This is a genomic window from Streptomyces sp. NPDC093598, assembly GCF_044764825.1.
GTDB lineage: Bacteria > Actinomycetota > Actinomycetes > Streptomycetales > Streptomycetaceae > Streptomyces.
In genome coordinates this window covers 237,351-257,105 of the sequence record NZ_JBIWIV010000002.1, presented here as the reverse complement: position 1 = coordinate 257,105, position 19,755 = coordinate 237,351, and the positions used below count along the sequence as shown (strand labels likewise).

At 71.2% G+C, this 19,755-nt stretch carries 21 protein-coding genes; 12 read left to right on the top strand and 9 right to left on the bottom strand.

Annotation, left to right across the window (positions count from 1 at the left end; all coding sequences use genetic code 11):
• Positions 1-14: 14 nt before the first annotated feature.
• From ACIRDU_RS07175 to ACIRDU_RS07165, 3 genes are read left to right on the top strand one after another with little or no spacing between them, the layout of a single operon-like run.
• Entirely contained in the window at positions 15-1,508 is a 1,494-nt protein-coding gene (locus ACIRDU_RS07175; protein ID WP_403575650.1) for an IucA/IucC family protein, read from the top strand.
• Between the two features lie 44 nt (positions 1,509-1,552).
• Positions 1,553-2,818: a VWA domain-containing protein gene (locus ACIRDU_RS07170; RefSeq protein WP_403575648.1), complete on the top strand. Its 1,266-nt coding sequence runs from the start codon at positions 1,553-1,555 to the stop codon at positions 2,816-2,818.
• On the top strand, positions 2,818-3,609 hold the full coding sequence (locus ACIRDU_RS07165) for a hypothetical protein (RefSeq protein WP_403575646.1): 792 nt from the start codon (positions 2,818-2,820) through the stop codon (positions 3,607-3,609). The genes ACIRDU_RS07170 and ACIRDU_RS07165 overlap by 1 nt, the downstream gene beginning before the upstream one ends.
• Before the next feature lie 52 nt (positions 3,610-3,661).
• Here ACIRDU_RS07165 and ACIRDU_RS07160 read toward each other — a convergent pair whose 3' ends face one another.
• Complete coding sequence (locus ACIRDU_RS07160; RefSeq protein ID WP_403575644.1) at positions 3,662-4,288, bottom strand: winged helix-turn-helix transcriptional regulator; 627 nt, start codon at positions 4,286-4,288, stop codon at positions 3,662-3,664.
• Positions 4,289-4,375: 87 nt separating this feature from the next.
• Here ACIRDU_RS07160 and ACIRDU_RS07155 point away from each other — a divergent pair, with 87 nt between their 5' ends.
• The 8 genes from ACIRDU_RS07155 to ACIRDU_RS07120 all read left to right on the top strand — a co-directional run bounded on the left by ACIRDU_RS07155 (position 4,376) and on the right by ACIRDU_RS07120 (position 11,094).
• On the top strand, positions 4,376-5,584 hold the full coding sequence (locus ACIRDU_RS07155; protein ID WP_403575642.1) for a pyridoxal phosphate-dependent aminotransferase: 1,209 nt from the start codon (positions 4,376-4,378) through the stop codon (positions 5,582-5,584).
• A 138-nt stretch (positions 5,585-5,722) separates the two neighbouring features.
• Positions 5,723-6,286 (top strand): DUF2243 domain-containing protein, encoded by a 564-nt coding sequence (locus tag ACIRDU_RS07150; protein WP_403575640.1) that lies wholly within the window; start codon positions 5,723-5,725, stop codon positions 6,284-6,286.
• Positions 6,283-7,137, top strand: coding sequence for a cytochrome c oxidase assembly protein (locus ACIRDU_RS07145; protein WP_403577286.1), 855 nt, complete (start codon positions 6,283-6,285; stop codon positions 7,135-7,137). The genes ACIRDU_RS07150 and ACIRDU_RS07145 overlap by 4 nt, the downstream gene beginning before the upstream one ends.
• A 108-nt stretch (positions 7,138-7,245) precedes the next feature.
• The gene (locus ACIRDU_RS07140) at positions 7,246-7,875 is read left to right on the top strand and encodes a hypothetical protein (protein ID WP_403575638.1); all 630 of its coding nucleotides are present in this window, start codon (positions 7,246-7,248) and stop codon (positions 7,873-7,875) included.
• Positions 7,876-7,933: 58 nt separating this feature from the next.
• The gene (locus tag ACIRDU_RS07135; protein WP_403575636.1) at positions 7,934-8,356 is read left to right on the top strand and encodes an acyl-CoA thioesterase; all 423 of its coding nucleotides are present in this window, start codon (positions 7,934-7,936) and stop codon (positions 8,354-8,356) included.
• Positions 8,357-9,023: 667 nt separating this feature from the next.
• A complete protein-coding gene (locus ACIRDU_RS07130) occupies positions 9,024-9,269 on the top strand; it encodes a hypothetical protein (protein WP_403575634.1) in 246 nt (81 codons plus the stop codon).
• Complete coding sequence (locus ACIRDU_RS07125) at positions 9,266-10,618, top strand: hypothetical protein (RefSeq protein WP_403575632.1); 1,353 nt, start codon at positions 9,266-9,268, stop codon at positions 10,616-10,618. Before ACIRDU_RS07130 ends, ACIRDU_RS07125 begins: the two co-directional genes overlap by 4 nt.
• The gene (locus tag ACIRDU_RS07120; protein WP_403575630.1) at positions 10,606-11,094 is read left to right on the top strand and encodes a hypothetical protein; all 489 of its coding nucleotides are present in this window, start codon (positions 10,606-10,608) and stop codon (positions 11,092-11,094) included. The genes ACIRDU_RS07125 and ACIRDU_RS07120 overlap by 13 nt, the downstream gene beginning before the upstream one ends.
• A gap of 259 nt (positions 11,095-11,353) precedes the next feature.
• Here the strand turns inward: ACIRDU_RS07120 and ACIRDU_RS07115 are convergent, their stop codons facing one another.
• The 8 genes from ACIRDU_RS07115 to ACIRDU_RS07080 form a co-directional block, all read right to left on the bottom strand.
• Positions 11,354-12,970: a serine/threonine-protein kinase gene (locus ACIRDU_RS07115; protein WP_403575628.1), complete on the bottom strand. Its 1,617-nt coding sequence runs from the start codon at positions 12,968-12,970 to the stop codon at positions 11,354-11,356.
• 82 nt (positions 12,971-13,052) lie between these two features.
• Positions 13,053-14,441: a nucleobase:cation symporter-2 family protein gene (locus ACIRDU_RS07110; RefSeq protein WP_403575626.1), complete on the bottom strand. Its 1,389-nt coding sequence runs from the start codon at positions 14,439-14,441 to the stop codon at positions 13,053-13,055.
• A gap of 223 nt (positions 14,442-14,664) precedes the next feature.
• A complete protein-coding gene (locus ACIRDU_RS07105) occupies positions 14,665-16,044 on the bottom strand; it encodes an 8-oxoguanine deaminase (RefSeq protein ID WP_403575624.1) in 1,380 nt (459 codons plus the stop codon).
• Between the two features lie 118 nt (positions 16,045-16,162).
• Positions 16,163-17,086, bottom strand: a complete 924-nt coding sequence (gene pucL / locus ACIRDU_RS07100) for a factor-independent urate hydroxylase (RefSeq protein ID WP_403575622.1) — start codon at positions 17,084-17,086, stop codon at positions 16,163-16,165.
• Positions 17,087-17,092: 6 nt separating this feature from the next.
• Complete coding sequence (uraH, locus tag ACIRDU_RS07095) at positions 17,093-17,491, bottom strand: hydroxyisourate hydrolase (protein WP_403575620.1); 399 nt, start codon at positions 17,489-17,491, stop codon at positions 17,093-17,095.
• Between the two features lie 7 nt (positions 17,492-17,498).
• Entirely contained in the window at positions 17,499-18,008 is a 510-nt protein-coding gene (gene uraD / locus ACIRDU_RS07090; protein ID WP_403575618.1) for a 2-oxo-4-hydroxy-4-carboxy-5-ureidoimidazoline decarboxylase, read from the bottom strand.
• A gap of 133 nt (positions 18,009-18,141) precedes the next feature.
• A complete protein-coding gene (locus tag ACIRDU_RS07085) occupies positions 18,142-18,510 on the bottom strand; it encodes a helix-turn-helix domain-containing protein (protein ID WP_031109881.1) in 369 nt (122 codons plus the stop codon).
• Positions 18,507-18,758: a hypothetical protein gene (locus ACIRDU_RS07080; protein ID WP_384165159.1), complete on the bottom strand. Its 252-nt coding sequence runs from the start codon at positions 18,756-18,758 to the stop codon at positions 18,507-18,509. The genes ACIRDU_RS07085 and ACIRDU_RS07080 overlap by 4 nt, the downstream gene beginning before the upstream one ends.
• 159 nt (positions 18,759-18,917) lie before the next feature.
• On the opposite strand from ACIRDU_RS07080, the gene ACIRDU_RS07075 reads away from it, so the two are divergent.
• The gene (locus ACIRDU_RS07075) at positions 18,918-19,739 is read left to right on the top strand and encodes a TIM barrel protein (RefSeq protein ID WP_403575616.1); all 822 of its coding nucleotides are present in this window, start codon (positions 18,918-18,920) and stop codon (positions 19,737-19,739) included.
• Positions 19,740-19,755: the final 16 nt, after the last annotated feature.

Sequence of the window (19,755 nt, the reverse complement as noted above, 5' to 3'; positions counted from 1 at the left end):
CGAGGAGCCCGCCCGTGCACCGTCCCCCCACCGCCGAGACCGAGGTCGCAGACGAGCTGTCCGTCGTGCGGCCCGGCCTGCTGCCGCGGTACGAGGCCGAACTGCCCGGCGCCCGGGCGGCCGTGCTGTCCCGGCTGTGGCGCGGTCTCGCCCATGATCCCCTGCCCTGGGTCACCCGCAGGGAGCGGGGCCGGGACGGTCTGACGCTGTCCCTGTCCGACGGCCGCCGGCTGCACGGCCCCCGGCCCGATCCGTACGCGACCGGCGCGTACGTCACCGCCGTACGGCTCGGCGCGGCGGCGTACCAGGATCCGGCGCGGCTGATGACGGACCTCGCCGTACCGCACTCCGCTTCCTTCGCCGCCGAACTCGGGCACAGCGTGGCCTCGTTGGCGCTGTCGAGAGCGGGGCAGGAGGGCGATCGGGACGCGTGGCCGGAGAACGACTGGGAGTGGGAACAGCGAATCGCCGACGGGCATCCGTTCCACCCGACGTGCCGGTCCCGGCCCGGCTTCTCGGTGGCCGAACAGCTCGCCTACGGGCCCGAGCACCGGCCGGTCGTGGAGCTGGGGATGGTGCCGGTCCGGGCGGAGGAGTGCCTGGTGACGGGCGTGTGGCCGGACGAGCTGCGGGATGGGGGGCGGGTGGTGCTGCCGGTGCACCCGTGGCAGGCGGCGCATGTGCTGAAGCGGGTGTGCGAGGAGCGGAGCCCGGCCCATCCGCTGATGTCCCTGCGAACGCTGGCCCTGCCCGGCGGGCCGCATGTGAAGACCTCGCTGAGCGCCCGCCTGACGTCCTCGGTGCGGGACATCTCGCTGCCCTCGGTCGCCGCGTCGGCGGTGCTGTCGGACTTCGCCGGGACACCGGCGGCGCGCACGGACGGCCTGCTGCACGTCACCCGCACCCTGGGCGCGGCGGCGGCCGGTTCCCCCGACTTCGCGGCCGTCCTGCGGGAGTCGCCGCAGACCTACGCGGGCAGCGGCGAACGGGTCCTGCCGGTGGCGGCGCTCGCCACCACCGGCCTCCCCCACTCCCCCGCCTGGCTGGCCGGTTTCACCCGGCTCGCCCTCACGGTGGGCCTGCGGCTGCTGGAGCTGGGCGTGGCCCTGGAGGCGCACGGCCAGAACCTCTTGGTGGTCCTCTCGGCGGCGGGCGATCCGCTGCGGCTGGTCTACCGCGACCTGGCCGACATCCGCGTGAGCCCGGCCCGCCTGGCCCGGCACGGCATCACGGTGCCCGAGCTGCCCGCCCGGATGGTCACGGACGACGAACGCACGCTCCGCCGCAAGCTGTTCGGCTCGCTCGTGGCGGGCGCGCTGGCCGGCACGGCCGGGTCGGGCCCGGCGCTCGCGGCGGCGCTGGAGACGGCCGTACGGGACCTCCCGCGCACCCCCGACCTCGCGGCACTGTGCGCGGATCCCCTGCCCACGAAGGCGCTGACGCTGATGCGGCTGTCGCCGCGGACACCCGGGGACCAGTGGGCGGAACTGCCCAATCCTCTGCGATGAGCCCCGTTTTGGAGCCGGGCCGAGGTGATCAATAGGATCCGGCGATGATCACAAAAACACGCCTGGCGGCAGGGGTATGTGCCCTGCTCGCCGCGCTGACAGCCGGGCTCGCGTTCCCGGCCGGGGCGGCCGCCGGTGAACCCACGGGCCGGGACGCCCCCAAGGTCGACCTCGTCCTCGACGTCAGCGGCTCGATGCGGGCCCGGGACATCGACGGCCAGTCACGGATGGCCGCCGCGAAGCAGGCGTTCAACGAGGTGCTCGACGCGACGCCCGAGGAGGTCGAACTCGGCATCCGCACCCTCGGTGCGAACTACCCCGGCGACGACCGGAAGACGGGCTGCAAGGACACCGCGCAGCTCTACCCGGTCGGCCCGCTCGACCGCACCGAGGCCAAGACGGCCGTCGCCACCCTCTCCCCGACGGGCTGGACGCCGATCGGCCCGGCCCTGCTGAAGGCGGCCGGCGACCTGGACGGCGGCGACGGCTCCAAGCGCATCGTGCTGATCAGCGACGGCGAGGACACCTGCGCCCCGCTCGACCCGTGCGAGGTGGCCCGTGAGATCGCGGCCAAGGGCATCGGCCTGACCATCGACACCCTGGGCCTGGTGCCGACCGCCGAGCTGAGCAGGCAGCTGAGCTGTATCGCCGAGGCCACCGGCGGCACGTACACCTCGGTCGAGCACCAGGACGAACTCACCGACCGTGTGAACGAGTTGGTGGACCGGGCGGCCGATCCGGTGGTGACGCCGGTGCCGGCGGAGGGCGCCGACCGGTGCGCCGGGTCACCGACACTGAAGTCCGGCCTGTACTCGGACCGGGAGGAGTTCGGTCAGCAGCGCTGGTACCGGGTGGACGTGCGGCCGGGTCAGGAGCTGCGCGCCTCGGTGAGCGTCGCCGCGGACCGGGCCGTGAACCCTGGCTACGGCGTCTTGCTGCGGGCCGTCACGTCGAAGGGCCGCGAGATCGTGCGCGGCGAGGCGGCGGGCAACGGCCGTACGGACGTGATCTCGACGGGCCTGCGCTACCCGAAGGCCGAGAGCGATGACGAGGACGCTCCCGCTGAGGCGGTCTGCCTGGCCGTCTCGCACTCCTTCTCGGCGGCCTCGGGCGTGAAGGCCACGCCGGGTCTGCCGCTGGAGTTGACGGTGGACGTCGTGGACGCCCCGGGCCGGGCGGGCGACGTGGCCGCCTTCGGCCTGGGCCGCGGCTGGTGGCTGCTCGGTGTGCTGATCCTCACCGGCTTCCTCGCCGGTCTCGTCTGGGGCTGGCTGTCGCGCTGGCGGGTCGCGGTCTGGAGGACCAACTGATGCGAGTGGTACGAGCGTTGAGCGCGGCGTTGCTGACCCTGGGAGTGGCGGCCGCCCCGGCCGCTGCCGACGCCTCGCCGAGTCCGTCGCAGGACGGCACGTCGGCCCCCACGCGGGCCGGCACGTCGTTCCGTACGGCGACGGAGATCGAGCAGGGGCAGTCGGCCACGGCGAGCGGCTCCACCGGCGACTACCTGTACTGGTCGTTCCCCGCCGACACCGGGCAGCGCCCCACGGTCAAGGCGACGGTGAAGCTCCCGGAGACCCACGCGTCCCAGACCTGGCAGATCGACGTCTACGACGGTCTGCGCCGCCGCCAGGCCTGTCAGTACGGGGCGCAGACGCGCACCGCGGCGGCGGACGCCTCCTCCGTGGAGCTGGCCTGCGTGCTGCGCACGGTCCGCGCCTGGTCGGAGCCGTGGGCGAACGACCCGCTGCCCGGCACCTACTACATCCGGCTGACGGCCACCGGCGTCCCCACCGCCGACCTCGGCCTGCCGGTCGGCAGCGAAGTGCGGGTGGACTCCAGGGACATCGGCGGATCCGCGGCGGTGGACGGCTCGCTCGCCGAGCCGCTGGTGCCGGGGGTCGCCACGAAGCCCGAGGAGGAGCGGGAGGACGCGGCGGTGCTGGCCGGTCTCGAACCCGAGGACGGATGGGCGTCCGGCCGGTGGTCTGACCGGTGGGTGTGGACCGCGGCCGGCGGGATCCTGGCCGCGCTGGCCGGCGTCGGCGGGTACGCGCTGACGCGCGGGACGGGGCGGCCGTCCCGGGTGCCGCCGGGGGCCTGACCGGCCCCTCACCTGATCACCTCCAGGAGGCCCGCCCCGTGCGGGCCTTCTCTCATTCCTCGCGCAGTGCCTTGGCCAGGGTGCCCTCGCCGCTCACCGCGACCCGGCCGTCCCGCACGGCGTGGGCCAGGCTCAGCTCACCGCGGGCGATGGCCGTGCACGTGGCGGTGTCCAGGACCAGCCGGGCGTCCGGCTCCCCGGGGGCGGGGCCGTCGCCGTACACGGGCCCCTCCTCGGCGCCGGCGTACAGATGGAACAGGCCTTCCTCCAGGCGGACTTCGACGAGCCCCTCGCCGTCCAGCAGGCGCAGCAGGGGCAGGGCGAACCAGTGCGCCCGCACCGCGTCCGTCGCCCGGCGCTCCCCGAGCTCCGCCTGCCCCCACTCCCCCAGCGCCTGCAACACGGACAGCAACGTCCGTCCGTGTGCCGTGAGTTCGTACACGAAGGCCGCACCGGGCGGGGGCAGCCGGCGCCGGGTCGCGAGGCCGTCGCGCTCCATGTCCTTCAGCCGCGAAGCGAGTACGTCCGTGCTGACGCCGGGCAGATCCGCGTGCAGGTCGGTGTAGCGGCGAGGACCGGCGAGGAGCTCCCGGACGATCAGCAGGGTCCAGCGGTCGCCGACGACGTCGAGCGCACGGGCGGCGGAGCAGTACTGGTCGTAGCTTCGGCGAGGTGGCATGCGACGCAGTCTAGACAAGTTGTTGGACTTTCCAAGCGCCTACTTGGTAAAACCAAGCAACACAGTTCGGCAGAGGGGTAGCGGCGCATGGAGTTCCGGCAGTCCAGCAAGCTCAGCGAGGTCTGTTACGAGATCCGCGGCCCGGTCATCGAGCACGCCAACGCGCTGGAGGAGGCGGGCCACAGCGTGCTGCGCCTGAACACGGGCAATCCCGCGCTCTTCGGGTTCGAGGCGCCGGAGGAGATCATCCAGGACATGATCCGGATGCTGCCGCAGGCCCACGGTTACACCGACTCGCGCGGCATCCTCTCCGCTCGCCGCGCGGTCGCCCAGCGCTACCAGACCCTGGGCCTGGAGGTCGGCGTCGACGACGTCTTCCTCGGCAACGGCGTCTCGGAACTGGTGTCGATGGCCGTGCAGGCGCTCATCGAGGACGGCGACGAGATCCTCATCCCCGCCCCCGACTTCCCCCTCTGGACGGCGGTGACGACTCTCGCGGGCGGCAAGGCGGTCCACTACCTGTGCGACGAACAGGCCGACTGGTACCCCGACCTCGACGACATGGCGTCGAAGATCACCGACCGTACGAAGGCGGTCGTGATCATCAACCCGAACAACCCCACCGGCGCGGTCTACCCCAAGGAGATCGTCGAGGGCATCCTCGACCTCGCCCGGCGGCACGGCCTCATGGTCTTCGCCGACGAGATCTACGACCAGATCCTCTACGACGACGCCGTGCACCACTCGGCCGCCGCGCTCGCCCCCGACCTGGTGGTCCTCACCTTCTGCGGCCTGTCCAAGACCTACCGCGTGGCGGGCTTCCGCTCCGGCTGGCTCGTGGTCACGGGCCCGCGGCAGCACGCCAAGGACTACCTGGAGGGCCTCACCATGCTGGCCTCCATGCGGCTGTGCGCCAACGCGCCCGCGCAGTACGCCATCCAGGCCGCGCTGGGCGGCCGGCAGTCCATCCGCGAGCTGACCACCCCGGGCGGGCGGCTGCTGGAGCAGCGGGACGTGGCCTGGCGGATGCTCAACGAGATCCCGGGCGTGACCTGCGTGAAGCCCAAGGGCGCGCTGTACGCCTTCCCGCGCCTCGACCCCAAGGTGCACAAGATCCACGACGACGAGCGGTTCGTCCTGGACCTGCTGCTGCGGGAGAAGATCCAGGTGGTCCAGGGCACGGGCTTCAACTGGCCGGCCCCGGACCACTTCCGCATCCTGACCCTGCCGCACGCGGACGACCTGGAGGCGGCCATCGGGCGGATCGGGCGGTTCCTCGGCGGGTACCGGCAGTAGGCGCCGCGCGACTGCCGAGACGCGGGGACGGCCGGAAAAGGTCGTTGAGCCGGATGGAGGCCGTGCGCAGGGCGTGAGCGCTGCGCAGAGGGGAACGTCGTCTTCGGTCCTTCCCCCAGGCAGGAGCGGAGACGAGTGATGGCCACCACGCAGGGCGACACCCGGGTCGGCACCGCACCACCGGCGAGCATCCAGTTGCCGGGCATCGTGCTCGGGGTGGGGATGGGCGGGTTCGTCGACGGCATCCTGCTGCACCAGCTTTTGCAGTGGCACCACATGCTCTCCAGCACCAACCAGGACCGCATCGGGGTGAAGTACTACAACCCCCACACCGTCTCCGGCCTGGAGATGAACACCCTGTGGGACGGCGTCTTCCACACCGTGTGCTGGCTTGCGGTCCTGCTCGGGCTGGCCGTGCTGTACTCGCGGGTGACCCACGACCGGCTGCGGGTGTGGACCTCCCGGGTGCTGTGGGGCTGGATGCTCGTCGGCTGGGGCCTGTTCAACCTCGTGGAGGGCGTCCTGGACCACCACGTCCTCGGCATCCACCACGTCTACGCCGGGGAGGGCCAGGTCTGGTGGGACATCGGCTTCCTCGTCCTGGGCGCCCTGCTGGTCGCCGGCGGCTACCTGCTCCAGCGCAGCGGCCGGCCCTTCGCCCCCGGCGCACCCGCCGACCGGCATGAGGGCCGGCACGGCTGATGGGCCACCACCCCCTGCCCGAGCACGGGCACGACGCGGGCAGCGCCACCCTGGACTGGCTGCCGCCCGGGCTCGTGCTGCCTGCCGCCTTCGGTGCCTACCTGCTGCTCGTCCGCCGGGCGCGGCTCCGCAATCCGGCCCTCGGCTGGAGCCGGTGGCGGACCGGCTGGTTCCTGGGCGGGATCTTCCTGCTCGGCGTCGCGCTGCTGCCGCCCGTGGCCCCCTTCGCTCACGAGGACTTCCGCGGGCACATGGCCCAGCACCTCCTCATCGGCATGTACGCGCCGCTCGCACTGGTCCTGGCCGCCCCCGTCACGCTCCTGCTGCGCACCCTGCCCGCGCCCCTGGGCCGGCGTCTGACCACCGTGCTGCACAGCCTGCCCGCCCGCGTGATCGCCCACCCGGCGGTCGCACTGGCGCTCTCCACGGGCAGCCTCGCGGTGCTGTACTTCACCCCGCTGTACAACGCGACCACGACCAGCCAGGCCGCGCACTGGCTGCTGCACGCGCACTTCCTGCTCTCCGGATGCCTGTTCGCCTACGCCATCGCCGGCCCCGACCCGGCCCCCGCCCGGCCGGGGGTCAGGGCCCGACTGGTCTACCTCGGCGTCGCGATCGCGGCGCACGCCGTGATCTCCCAGTTGATGTACGGCGGCTTCTGGGTCGACATCCATGCGCCCATCGACCAGGTGCAGGACGGGGCGGAAGTCATGTACTACGGCGGTGACCTGGCCGAACTGCTGCTGGCGGCCGCGCTGGTCGCCACGTGGCGACCTGAGCCCCGGCGCGCGGCGAGCCGCGGTGGGTGGCGGGGAGGTGTCCCGGCCCGGAATGTCAGTGGCGGGTCGTAGCCTTCGAGCAGGTGGGGTGAGGCCCTTCGAGCAGGTGGGCCAGGAGCCCCTTCCCACAGGTGGGGCGAGGAGCCCCGGGGCCTGTCCGAGGCAGGAGAGGAGCACGCCGTGACCCGACCGCCGACCGCCGCGCAGCGGCGTGTCATCGACGCCGCCGACCCGGTGACCGGGCGGCTCAGGGGCACGGAGGCGCAGCTCGCCGCTCTGGTGAAGCGGGGGCTGGCCTTCCGGCACCCGAGGCCGCCGCACGATCACTTCCTGACACCGGAGGGGCACCGGGTGCGGCAGGGCGTGCTGGAGACGCCCGAGCCCGCCGCCCAGGCCCCGGCATCGGCGGGCGTCTTCGCGGCACGGGTCGGCGGCGAGGAGACCCCTGTGCATGCCGGGCCCGCCCGGCGCCGCGAAGTGCACAGCGCCTGGCAGGGGCTGCTGGAGCTGCGCCGGATGACCAACCCGGACGGGTCAGTGGACCGGCCGTGCGGCTGGGAGCGTACGCATCTGGTGCAGGCCGCCGCGCTGGCGCTGGAGGCGGCCGGGCACGGCCCCGCGGGCCAGGAGGGCGCGGGCTACCGAGTACGGGAGACTCCGCAACCGGAGGCCGTCGCCGTGCACGAGCCGGACGGCGAGGCGCTGCGGGCCTGCGCGGCCACCCTGGAGGGGGCAGGCTGGCAGGTGAGCGAGCACCGTGAGCCGCGCACCGGAACGAGGTACCTCCTGGCTTCACCGCGCCGAGCGTGATGAGCATGCCAAGATCGGTGGATCGTTGTGCAGTGCACAAGACTCCGAAGGGGAAGCCGTGAGCGAGCCGTTTTCCGTCCCTGTGACCGTCCGTGGATACGAGACGGACGTGCAGGGACACCTCAACCAGGCCGTCTACCTGAACTACGCGGAGCACGCCCGCTGGTCGCTGCTCCAGGCCGCGGGAATCAGCCAGTCCGCCCTCATAGGCAGCGGCGTGGGCCCGGTCGCCCTGGAGACGACCATCCGCTACAAACGCGAGCTGCTCGCGGGCGACGAGGCCGAGGTGACCTGCGCCTTCGAGTGGGGCGGCGGCAAGACGTTCCGGATCGAGCAGACCGTCCTGAAGGCGGACGGCACGGTGGCGGCCGAGATCACGGCGATCGGCGGGATCCTGGACCTCGAGAAGCGCAAGCTGGTCGCCGATCCCGCCGAGGTCTTCAAGAGGCTGGCGGCGGACCCGGGGCTGTTCGGACTTTGAGTGCGAAGACCGCTGTGCTGCTCATCGGTGACCTTCCCCGGCCAGGTGATCTCCGGGCGGTCGTCGCGAGCGCAACGCCAGGGGCCGCCGTGGCTCCGTTCGCCGAGGGGACTCAGGCAGATGGTGGCCGCGGTGAGGGGTTGGCCAGGTTGAGCGGACCCTCGGGCGAGGCAACAGCCAGGACGTCAGCGCAGAGGTAGCGGCCGGTGTCTCGAGGAAGAGCCCGCCGGAGCTGCCGGCCGCGAGGCCACCCGACCACGACCGGGATGCCGAGCGGGACGAGACGCCCCCGTCATCGAGCAGCGCGCCCCGCCGTTCGTACGAGCCGGGAGCCACGACCGCGGGGACGAAGCAGAACAGGCTCATGGAGGAAGAGCCGTCGACCACGGAGGAGGTGGCGAGCGCCCGCTCGCCTGGCCGGCCTTCGAGGTACCACCAGTCGGCGGGACCGTAGGGCTGTTCGGCGTGGAAGGAGACGATGAGGAAGGCTGCGTATTCCTTTGCGCGCCTTTTGGATGCCTGCCATGGATTACTTGCTTTCCTGATCATTAAGGTCCCCTCAACCCGGACGCGTTCTGCCGCTTTCGCGGCAAGTCCACATGAAGTCGAGGGGGTTCCTATGCTGCGAGCCAGACGTACCAGACTCAGATGCCTTTCTCTGGCCGTCGTGTTTTTCACCGTGCTCACCTGCTTCGGCCTGGCCGGCATCACCCAAGCAAGTGCCACCACTGCGAGTGGTGCCTTCGCCGCAATCTCTCCCTCTGCCAGGATTGTTGACACGCGCTCGGCTCTCGGTGTCAGCACCGCGCTCGGTGCGGCTTCCACCAACACCTTCCAAATCCTGGGGCAGGGCGGCGTTCCCAGTTCCGGGGTGTCGGCCGTGTCGCTGGAGATCACCGTGGCAAACGCGTGAACGTCAACGGATACTTCACCTCCGATGGCGGCGCCGCCTCCCCGGGCGGATACGTTCCGGTCACCCAGTCACGGCTCGTCGACACCCGGGACGGCACCGGCGCCCCGCAGACACAGATCGCGCCCGGCGGGACGCTGAACGTCCAGATCGACGGTGTGGACGGCATCACCGACGAGGCGTCGGTCTACGCCAACATCACCGTTCCCTCCCCCGGCAGCGCCGGAACCCTCTACGCCTACGCCACCGGAGGATCGGCTGGGCAGCCGGTCGTCGACTACAAGACCGTCACCACGTCCCAGGGCGCGGTGATCCCGGTAGGCGCAGGCGGCCAGGTCACCCTGAAGAACGGGTCCTCCACCCAGTCGGTCGACGTAATCCTCGACATCTACGGCTACTTCACCCAAGCATCTTCCGGTGGCGGGGTCTTCACCGCCGCCCAGGACCGGCTGCTCGACACCCGCACCTCCACCGCCATCCCGGCCGACAGCAGCGTCAGCGTGACAGTGGCCGGCAACGACGGTATCCCCACGTCCTTCGGCGCGGCCGTCCTCAACCTGACCACGACCGGACAGGAGAACTCCGGCTACCTACGCGTGTGGCCAACCGGACAGCCGATGCCGTCCACCACGTCGGTGGACAACTTCCAGGCGAACACCTCCACCGCCGACCTGGTGATCGCTCAGCCGGGCGACCAGGGGGCGGTGAGCATCTACAACGCCAGCAGTGGCACCATCCAGCTCATCGTCGACCTGCAAGGGTGGTTCTCCATAGACGGCAACGACGACAGCGGCACCCTGACGACGCTACCGCCGGCCGACCCCCCGGAGGCGGACCTGACCGACGCGCCAACGGACCCTGCGGCCGCCACCTCGGAACCGGCGACCCCCACGGACTCGCCGAGCGGCATCGCGCCCAACCATCTGTACTGCGACCCGGGGGGCGTCTACAAACCCACTTCCCTCGGGGGCAGATACATCCGCGCCATCGGCCCCCTCCAGTCCAACTACAACGGCACCACCCACAACGAAAGCACCACGTTCACTGCTGAGGCGTCGGGGACCGTCGGCATCAGCCTGACCGGATCGCTGAAGGTCTCACTCAACGAGCTCGTCTCGCGCCAAGAAGCCACCTACGGCATCAACTTGTCAGCGTCGCTGACCGCGAAACTGGGTAACTCGGTAACCGCGACCATCCCGCCGCACAAGACCGTCAGTGCCAAGTACGGCGTCTGGCGGCGGCGTATCACAGGTACCAGCTTCTACCTGTACAGCAACTGCACCCACTCCACGTCTTCCACAGTCGTCTCCTACACGCCTTACACCGTCGGCTGGTACACATGGCAAAGCTGACCGGGGCCTCCGCGGCGGTGACGATCGCCTTGGCAGCGAGCGTTCCACTCATCGCGGGCTGTACAGCGCACAAGGGCCAGGACTCACCGGACAAAACCCCAACCGCCTCCGCGACCGCGTCCCGTCCCACTTCGGCCATCGATCTGACGAAAACTCCACCCGACATCTCGGGCTCGACCAAAGCCCTCATTCGCCTGGCGGACAGGACAGGGTCGGAAGAGGCCGCCGTGATCCAGAGCATCAAGGCCGGGACGGTTGCCGTGGCGACCGAATGCACCGGCGAGGGGAAGACGACCATAGTCATCGGGAAACTGGCCACCTACACCATCCCGTGCGCGGCCACGCCCGCAACGACTTACAACGAGATCGGGTTGGGCAGCAGCAAGCAACACGTCAAAATCACGGTTATGGCCAGCGCCGGAATCCACTGGGGCTTGTCAGTCGGATGGCGCCCGGGATACCAGCGCCCGTCCTGACGCGTTTTGGGGTGGGCATGAGGCAGGACGTCATCTCCGCCCCGGACCGCCCCGGACCGCCCCGGAGGGCTCGGGGCGGTCCGGCTCGCCGCTTACTGGCGGCGCACGCCGTCTCGCTCGGCTTCACCGGAAAGCTCCGCGTCCCCCCTCGCCAGGCCCCAGGCCCTGCTCGACCGAGCCACAGCGGTCCCAGGCGAGGCAGTGTCGGACCGCACAGGAGAGGGCGTGCGGAAGGACCGACCGATGCGGAAGCGCAAGGTCAGGCGGCGTCTCGCCAGATCGTCATGTCCAGCTGGAGAAAGGCGATGTCGGGCAACGCCGTCGACTTCGTCTGGAGCACCAGCAGGGCGATGTCCCCATTTTTGTGCTTGACGCAGATCTCGGTGCCGGCGGCTGCCGCGGCCAGGGTCCAGCGGTGGCGGTCGGCACTGGCGAGCATGAGCCGGCACTCGTCGAGGGTCGCCCCCGACTTGCCGAAGAGCTGAAGGAACACGCTGGTGTCGCTCTCCATCGCGCAGCCGGCGTCCTTGCAGTCGAAGCGGATGTCCCCCTTGCGGTCGTCGCGCATGAACGGCTTCTGGAAGCTCAGCGAGTTCTCCGGGGTCAGCATCAGGGGCGCTTGGGAGTCGACTTGCGGTGACGCGGACTGCGTCGGGGAGGGCTTGGACGCCTCAGGTGTCCGGCCACCTGGTCCCGGCGTCCCGGTACGACTCTCGGACGCCGGGCCGGAGGCCCCCGACGACCGTTCGGACCCGTCCGTGCCCGTCGTCGACGGCGCGCCCGCCACCCAGTCGCCGAACCTGTTCCCCGCGTCTTGGACCGTCCACAACAGACCCCCTGCAGCCACCACCCCCGCCGTCACGGCCGCGGCCGTGATCAGCGCGGTGCGGCGTCTTCGTGCCCTGCGCTCCTGCGGCCCGGGCGCGAGCGGCTGGGGCTGCGTGACGACGAGCGGCTGGGAGTGCAGGACCCGCGTGGGTGGGGCGGCCGGGGACGGCACCGCCACCTCCGGCCCCATGACGTCCCGCCAGAGGGCCGGGCCGGTGTCCGCTCCCAGCCGCTGACGGCACCAGTCGACGATCTCGGCAGGGGTGGCCCGCTCCTCCGGGGCGGCGGCCAGGCAGCGGGCGAACAGCGGGCGGAGCTGCTCGGGCAGCAGGGACAGGTCGGGTTCGTCGTGCACGATCCGGTACAGCACCCCGACGGCGGAGCCGTCCCCGTACAGCGGCCGGCCCAGCGCCGCGAACGCCGCCGTCTGGCCCAGCGCGAAGACGTCGGTCACCGCCGTGACCTGACCCGCGGCGGCCTGCTCGGGAGCCATGAAGTGAGGCGTGCCGACGGCGGCGCCGGTGGCGGTGTAGGAGGTGAAGTCGGCGGCCAGCGAGATGCCGAAGTCGATCACGCGCGGTCCGTCGGCGGCGAGCAGCACGTTGGACGGCTTGAGGTCCCGGTGCACGATGCCGGCGGCGTGGATGGCCTGGAGCGCCTCGGCCACCCCGGCCATGAGCCGGAGCACCGCGGGTACCGGCAGGGGCCCGCGCCGGGCGACGGCGTCGGTCAGGGAGGGGCCGGGCACGTACAGCGTGGCCGCCCAGGGCGGTGTGCCGTCCGCGTCCGCGTCGATCAGCTCGGCGGTGTAGGCGCCCCGGACCCGCCGGGCCGCCTCCACCTCCCGGCGGAACCGGCGCCGGAAGGCCGGGTCGTCGGCCAGTTCCGGGCGGACCACCTTGAGGGCCACCGGCCGGCCGCCCTGCGTGTGAGACAGGTAGACCCGGCCCATGCCGCCCGCGCCGAGCCGGGCCGCGAGGCGGTACCCGGCGACCACGGGTGGATCGTCCGCCTGCAACGGCTGGAACACCTCGGTCGCGTGATTCATCGGCCCGTCTCCCCCTCGTCCCCTGATCCCCCGGTCAACGATCAGTCGACCGGGGCAGAAGCCTAAGGGGAGTCCGGTGGGCTCAGGACGCGGCCGGAGTCTTGGGCGCGCTCGTGAGTTCCTCGCCCGCCTCCATCGGGTGGGTCACGTCGTGGGCGTCGTGGCCGCCCTTGCCCAGATGGTTGAAGACCACGTTGAGCAGCACCGCCGCCACACAGCCCGTGGAGATGCCCGAGTCCAGGACGATCCGGGCCGTCTCCGGGAACGCGTGGTAGAACTCCGGCGCCGTGATGGGGATGATGCCGACGGCCAGGGAGACGGCCACGATCAGGACGTTGTTGTCCCGGTCCAGGGCGGCCCGGACCAGGGTCTGGATACCGCTGGCGGCGACCGAGCCGAACAGGACCACGCCCGCCCCGCCGAGCACCGGGCGCGGTACGACGGCGATCAGCGAGGCCGCCATCGGGCACAGGCCCATCAGCACCAGGAAGCCGCCGCCCGCGGCGACGACGTAGCGGCTGCGGATCTTCGTCATGGCGACCAGGCCGATGTTCTGCGCGAAGGCGCTGCACATGAAGCCGTTGAACAGGGGGCTGATCGCCGAGCCGAGGGTGTCGGCGCGCAGGCCGGCCGCGATGGTCCGCTCGTCGGCCGGGCGGTCGACGATCTCGCCCAACGCCAGCATGTCGGCGGTCGATTCGGTCATCGACACCACCATCACCACGCACATCGAGATGATCGCGGCGAGCTGGAACTGCGGCGCACCGAAGTGGAACGGCGTCGGGAAGCCGACGACGGCCGCGTCCGCGACCGGGCCGAAGTCGGTGACGCCGAACGGGATCGCGATCAGCGTGCCGACGACGAGACCGAGCAGGACGGCGATCTGCTTGACGAAGCCCCGGGTGAAGCGGCGCAGCAGCAGGACGATCAGCAGGGTGACGGCGGCCAGCCCCAGATTGGTCACCGAACCGTAGTCGTGCGCCGTCGGGTCGGGTCCCTGCGCCCAGCCGAAGGCGACCGGCAGCAGCGATATGCCGATCAGGGTGATGACCGTGCCGGTCACCACGGGCGGGAAGAAGCGGACCGCCTTGCAGAAGACGGGGGCGGCGAGGAAGCCGAGGAGTCCGGCGACGATGACCGCGCCGAAGATGATCGGCAGGGCGTCGGACTTGTCCTCGGTGGAGGCGACGATCGCGGTCATCGGGGCGACACCGGCGAAGGTGACGCCGTTGACGAACGGCAGCCGGGCGCCGATCTTCCAGATGCCGAGGGTCTGCAGGAAGGTGGCGAGGCCCGCGGTGAACAGGCAGGCGCCGGTGAGGAAGGTCAGGTCGGTGGCGGTGAGGCCGATGGCCGCGCCGACGATCAGGGGCGGGGCGACGACGCCCGCGTACATGGCGGCCACGTGCTGCAGGCCGGTCGTCGCCATCTTGAGCGCGGGGAGTTTTTCGTCAACGGGGTGGTCGGCCACGGCGGCGTCCCTCCGGTCGGTTACACGGCTGCGCCGAAGGGCCGGCCGTGGGTGTCAGGGAGGTGGTGCGGGTGGTCGTGCGGGACCGGATGTGCGGCGGACGGGTTGACCGTTCCGGGGCGTGCGCGTCCACGCGCGCCCCGGAAGCGGTCGCCGTGGACCCCGCTCGGGTTCACGGCCACCGGCCGGGAGCCGTCCCTCCCGGCCGGAGTCATGGGGGTGTTCAGGCCTGGGCGGCGATCGTCGCCAGGCGCTGGGCCTCGTCGCGCGTGGCGCGGGCGATGGCGTCCTCGTCGGCCGTGAGCAGCCGGCCGTCCTCGACGATCTGCCGGCCGTCGACGAAGGAGGCGGTGACCGGGGCGGCCGCGCCGAAGACCAGGGCGGTCACCGGGTCGGCGATGGAGGCGTGGGCGAGCGTGTCCAGCTTCCACAGCACCAGGTCGGCGAGCTTGCCGGGTTCGAGGGAGCCGGTCTCCGCGGCCCGGCCGAGGACCTGGGCGCCGCCGTACGTGCCGAGGCGCAGGGCCTGACGGGCGTTCAGGGCGGCTTCCCGGTGGGCGCCGAGACGGTTGACGAGGAGGGCGTTGCGCAGCTCGGTGTGGAGTTCGCCGGACTCGTTGGAGGCGGTGCCGTCGACGCCGAGGCCGACGGGGACGCCGGCCGCGAGCATGTCGGGGACGCGGGCGATACCGGCCGCGAGCCGGGCGTTGGAGGACGGGCAGTGCGCGACGCCGGTCCTGGACCGGGCGAAGGCGGCGATGTCGGAGTCGTTCATGTGGACGCAGTGCGCCATCCACACGTCCTCGCCGAGCCAGCCGGTGGACTCGAAGTAGTCGGTCGGGCCCATGCCGAACAGTTCGTGGCAGAACTTCTCCTCCTCCACGGTCTCCGAACCGTGGGTGTGGAGCCGGACGCCCAGGCGGCGGGCCAACTGGGCACCGTCGCGCAGCAGTTCGGTGGAGACGGAGAAGGGCGAGCAGGGCGCGACGGCGACCTGGGTCATGGCGGCGAAGGAGGAGTCGTGGTGCCGGCGCACGGTCTCCTCGGTGGCGGCCAGCGCCCCGTCCAGGGTCTCCACGGCGAAGTCCGGGGGCAGACCGCCGTCCTTCTCGCTGCGGTCCATGGAACCGCGGGCGAGGGTGAAGCGGACGCCCATGTCGCGGGCGGCGCCGATGATCGCGCCGGAGAGGTCGCCGGAGCCGTGCGGGAAGACGTAGTGGTGGTCCATGGCGGTGGTGACGCCGCCGCGGGCCATCATCGCGAGGGAGCCCTGGGCGGCCGCGCGGACCATCGGCTCGTCGATGCGCGCCCAGGTGGGGTAGAGCGCGACGAGCCAGTCGAAGAGGTTGTGGTCCGTGGCCAGGCCCCGGGTGATCCACTGGTAGAAGTGGTGGTGGGTGTTGATCAGGCCGGGCGTCACGAGGTGGCCGGAGGCGTCGACACGGCGGGCGACGTTCTCCAGGCCCTCGGGGGCCCTGCCCGCGCCGAGCGACTCGATGCGGTTGCCGGCGAGGACGACGTGCCCGGAGGCGTACTCGGTGTCGTTCGCGTCGACGGTCGCGATCGCGCAGTTCTCGATGACGATGCGCCGGTCTGCTGCCATGGTTCGTCCCTTTTCACGAAGTGTGCTGAATTGGAGAGGGCACGGCAGGACCCTGGAAGTTTTGAGTGCCGTGGCCGGGAGGGGGGTTCCCCGGCCACGGGTGCCGAAAGAGGGAGCGTCAGAGGTTGGTGAGGTCCACGGGGATCCGCGCCTCGCACCCGTCCCGCAGGATCGTCGCCTCGATCAGGCCGTACGGGCGGTCGGCGGCGTAGTACACCTCATTGTCGTTCTTCAGCCCGAACGGCTCCAGGTCGACCAGGAAGTGGTGCTTGTTCGGGAGGGAGAAGCGGACCTCGTCGATCTCGCTGCGGTTGTTGATGATCCGCGAGCCCATTTGGTACAGGGTCTGCTGGAGCGAGAGGGAGTACGTCTCGGCGAAGGCCTGGAGCATGTGCTTCTTGACCTGCTCGTAGGACTTCTCCCAGTGGGGCATGCGCTGCTCGTCGTCGGTCCAGTTGAACCGCCAGCGGCCGGAGACCTCGGTGGCCAGGATGCGGTCGTAGGCCTCCTTCAGCGTCGTGTACTTGTCCTTGACGTAGCCCCAGAACTCCGAGTCGGTGGAGTTCATCACGACCAGGTCCTTCAGGCCGGAGACGACCTCCCACTTCTCACCGTCGTAGGTGATCTGGGTCAGCCGGACCTCCTGGCCCTTGCGGACGAAGGAGTGCTTGACCTCGTCGGCGCCGATGGACTGCGAGGTGGCGTCGGAGGCCTCGATCCGCTCCCAGGCGTACTCCTCGATGCGGATCCGGGCCCGGTGGATCGGCTCCTGGCTGGTGACGAAGTGCCGGGCGAGGTGGATGCCGAACTGCTCGGCGGACTCGATGCCGTGCTCCTTGGCGAACGCGTACACCGTGTTCTTGGTGGTGTCGGTCGGCAGCACGTTGGCGTTCGAGCCGGAGTAGTGGACCTCGTCCATGTCGCCGGAGAGGGCGACGGAGACGTTGAGGTCCTTGATGTGGTGGGTGGCGCCGTCCCGCGTGATCTTGACGACTCGGTTCTCGGCCTTGCCGTACTGGTTCTGTCCCAGAATCGTGGGCATCTGTAGCTAGCTCCCTCGGTATACGGAGTAGCCGAACGGGTTGAGCAGCAGCGGTACGTGGTAGTGCTCACCGGCCTCTACGGCGAAGGTGATCGCCACCTCTGGAAAGAACGCACCGCTGTCCCGGTTCGCGGGGGCGTCCTGCTGCGCATCGGCTTGCTGGTTCGCAGTGTTCTCGAAGTACCGCTCGACGGCGAAGTCGAGCCGTACGTGGGTGGTGCCCTCCGGCAGTGCCGGCAGGTCCTTGCACCGCCCGTCCGTGTCGGTCGCGGAGCCGCCGAGCGCGTGCCAGTCCGCGGTCCGGCCGGTGCGGGCGGAGAGCTGGACGGCGACGCCCTCGGCGGGGCGGCCGACGCTGGTGTCCAGGATGTGCGTGGACACGGACGCGGTGGCGGAGGTGCTCATGCTGCTGTCAGTCCTCTTCGACGAGTCGGGCCAGACGGATGCGGTTGATCTTCCCCAGTTCGGTGCGGACGATCTCCCGCTCCCGCTCCGGCGGGTTGCCGATCCGTTCCCTGACCGCGTCGCGCATCTGCTCACCGGTACGGCCGGTGGCGCAGATCAGGAAGACGTGGCCGAACCTCTCCTGGTAGGCGAGGTTGAGCTCCAGCATCTCCGCCTTGAGTGCGTCGGAGGCGCCGGCCATGCCGCGCTGCTCCCGTGCCGAGGCGGGGTCACCGGGCTTGGGGCGGCCGATGGGCGGGTGGCCGGCCATCGCCTCGTCGAGGTCCGCGGCCGTCAGTTCCGCCATGGCGGCGTCGCTCGCGGCGTAGAGGGCCTCGCAGGTGGCGTAGGGGCGGGCGGCCAGCAGGCGCTTCGCCCACGCCGTGGAGGCGCACGCCTCGTGGAGTGCGGTGAACGCCGCGTGCTCCTCGAGCGTGTTGAACCGGGCCAGGCCCGGCGGCGTGGAAGTGGAAGTCACGGGAGCCTCCGTGGCCGGATGCGGCCTTCGTGCTGAACGGGCGTGCCGATAGCTAACGCCCTCCCGCGACGGCACGTCAACAGTTTGTTGAAAATTCGGTGGCGCGAAACCCGGCCGGAGCTGCGCGGTCCGGTCAGGCCCCCTTCTCGCGGTTGAGGTAGTTGTAGACGGTGAAGCGGCTGACGCCGAGGGCGCTCGCCACGGTCTCCACGCCGTGCCGCACGGAGAAGGCGCCGCGCGCCTCGAGTATCCGTACGACCTCCTGCTTGGCCCTGCGGTCCAGATCGGCCAGCGGCATGCCCTTGCGGCGCTCCATGGCGGCCAGGATGTGATCGAGGGAGTCGGCCAGCTGCGGCAGCCGCACGGCGACGGCGTCCCGGCCCTCCCAGGCCAGCACGACGTCGTCGGGGCCGGCCTCGTCGGGCGGGATCATCTCGCCGCCCATGGCGTCGACCAGGGGCTTGACGGCCGCGATGAACGGCTCGCCGCCCGCGCCGCTCACGCCTCGCCCTCCTCGACCACGTTGACCTGGAGCGACACCCGGGTGGCGCCGGCCTCCAGGGTCTTGCGGAGCAGGGCGTCCACGGCGGTGAGCACCGCGTCGGCACCGCCCTCCGCGGTGTTGCCGAACGGGCCCACGTCCACGGCGTCCAGCTCGGCGGCCTCCACGACCTCGCGGGCCACCACCGCGTGCGCGGGCGCCTCGTCCAGGTCGAACGGCTCGGTCGTGAACTCCACTCTCAGTCGCACGCGCTCAACCTAACGCGCGGGGCGGGCTTTCCGGCAGCCCCTCTTGACAGCCCTCGCACCTCACAGGCAATCTTCCGTTAAGCAGAAGTAAGATTCCGCAATACGGAAAAAGCGCCATGGAAGCTCGCCATGGCAGACACGGAAGGGAGCGCCGCCCCGATGGGATTCGCAGACCAGCGCTTCAACGTCAACCTGTCGATCCTCTTCACGGAGCTCCCCCTGCTGGAGCGTCCCGCGGCCGTCGCCGCAGCGGGCTTCACCGCCATCGAGCTGTGGTGGCCCTGGGTCGACTCGCCCACGCCGGAGCGGTCCGAACTCGACGCCCTGAAGCGCGCGATCGAGGACGCCGGCGTCCGGCTCACCGGCCTGAACTTCTACGCCGGGCAGCTCCCGGGCCCGGACCGCGGCGCCCTGTCGATCCCCGGCGAGGAGTCGGAGCGGTTCCGCTCCAACATCGACGTGGCCGCCGACTTCGCGGCCTCTCTGGGCTGCACGGCGCTCAACGCGCTGTACGGCAACCGTGTCGAAGGCGTGGACCCGGCCGAGCAGGACGCGCTCGCCCTGGAGAACCTGGCCCTCGCGGCCCGGGCCGCCGACCGGATCGGCGCGATCCTGCTGATCGAGGCGCTGAACCGGCCCGAGTCCCCGCTGTACCCGCTGGTGTCGGCCCCGGCGGCCGTGGAGGTCGTCGACAAGGTCAACGAGGCGACTGGACTGGGCAACGCCCGCTTCCTGATGGACCTCTACCACCTGTCCATGAACGGCGAGGACCTCCCGTCGGCCATCGAGCGGTTCGCCCCGAAGACCGGGCACGTGCAGATCGCCGACAACCCGGGCCGCGGCGCGCCGGGCACGGGCTCACTGCCCCTCGAAGACCTCCTCGACCAGCTGAAGAAGGCGGGCTACGACGGCTGGGTCGGCCTCGAGTACAAGCCGGGCGACCGCCCGAGCGCCGAGGCCTTCGACTGGCTGCCCCGCTGACCCCGTACCGAAAGGC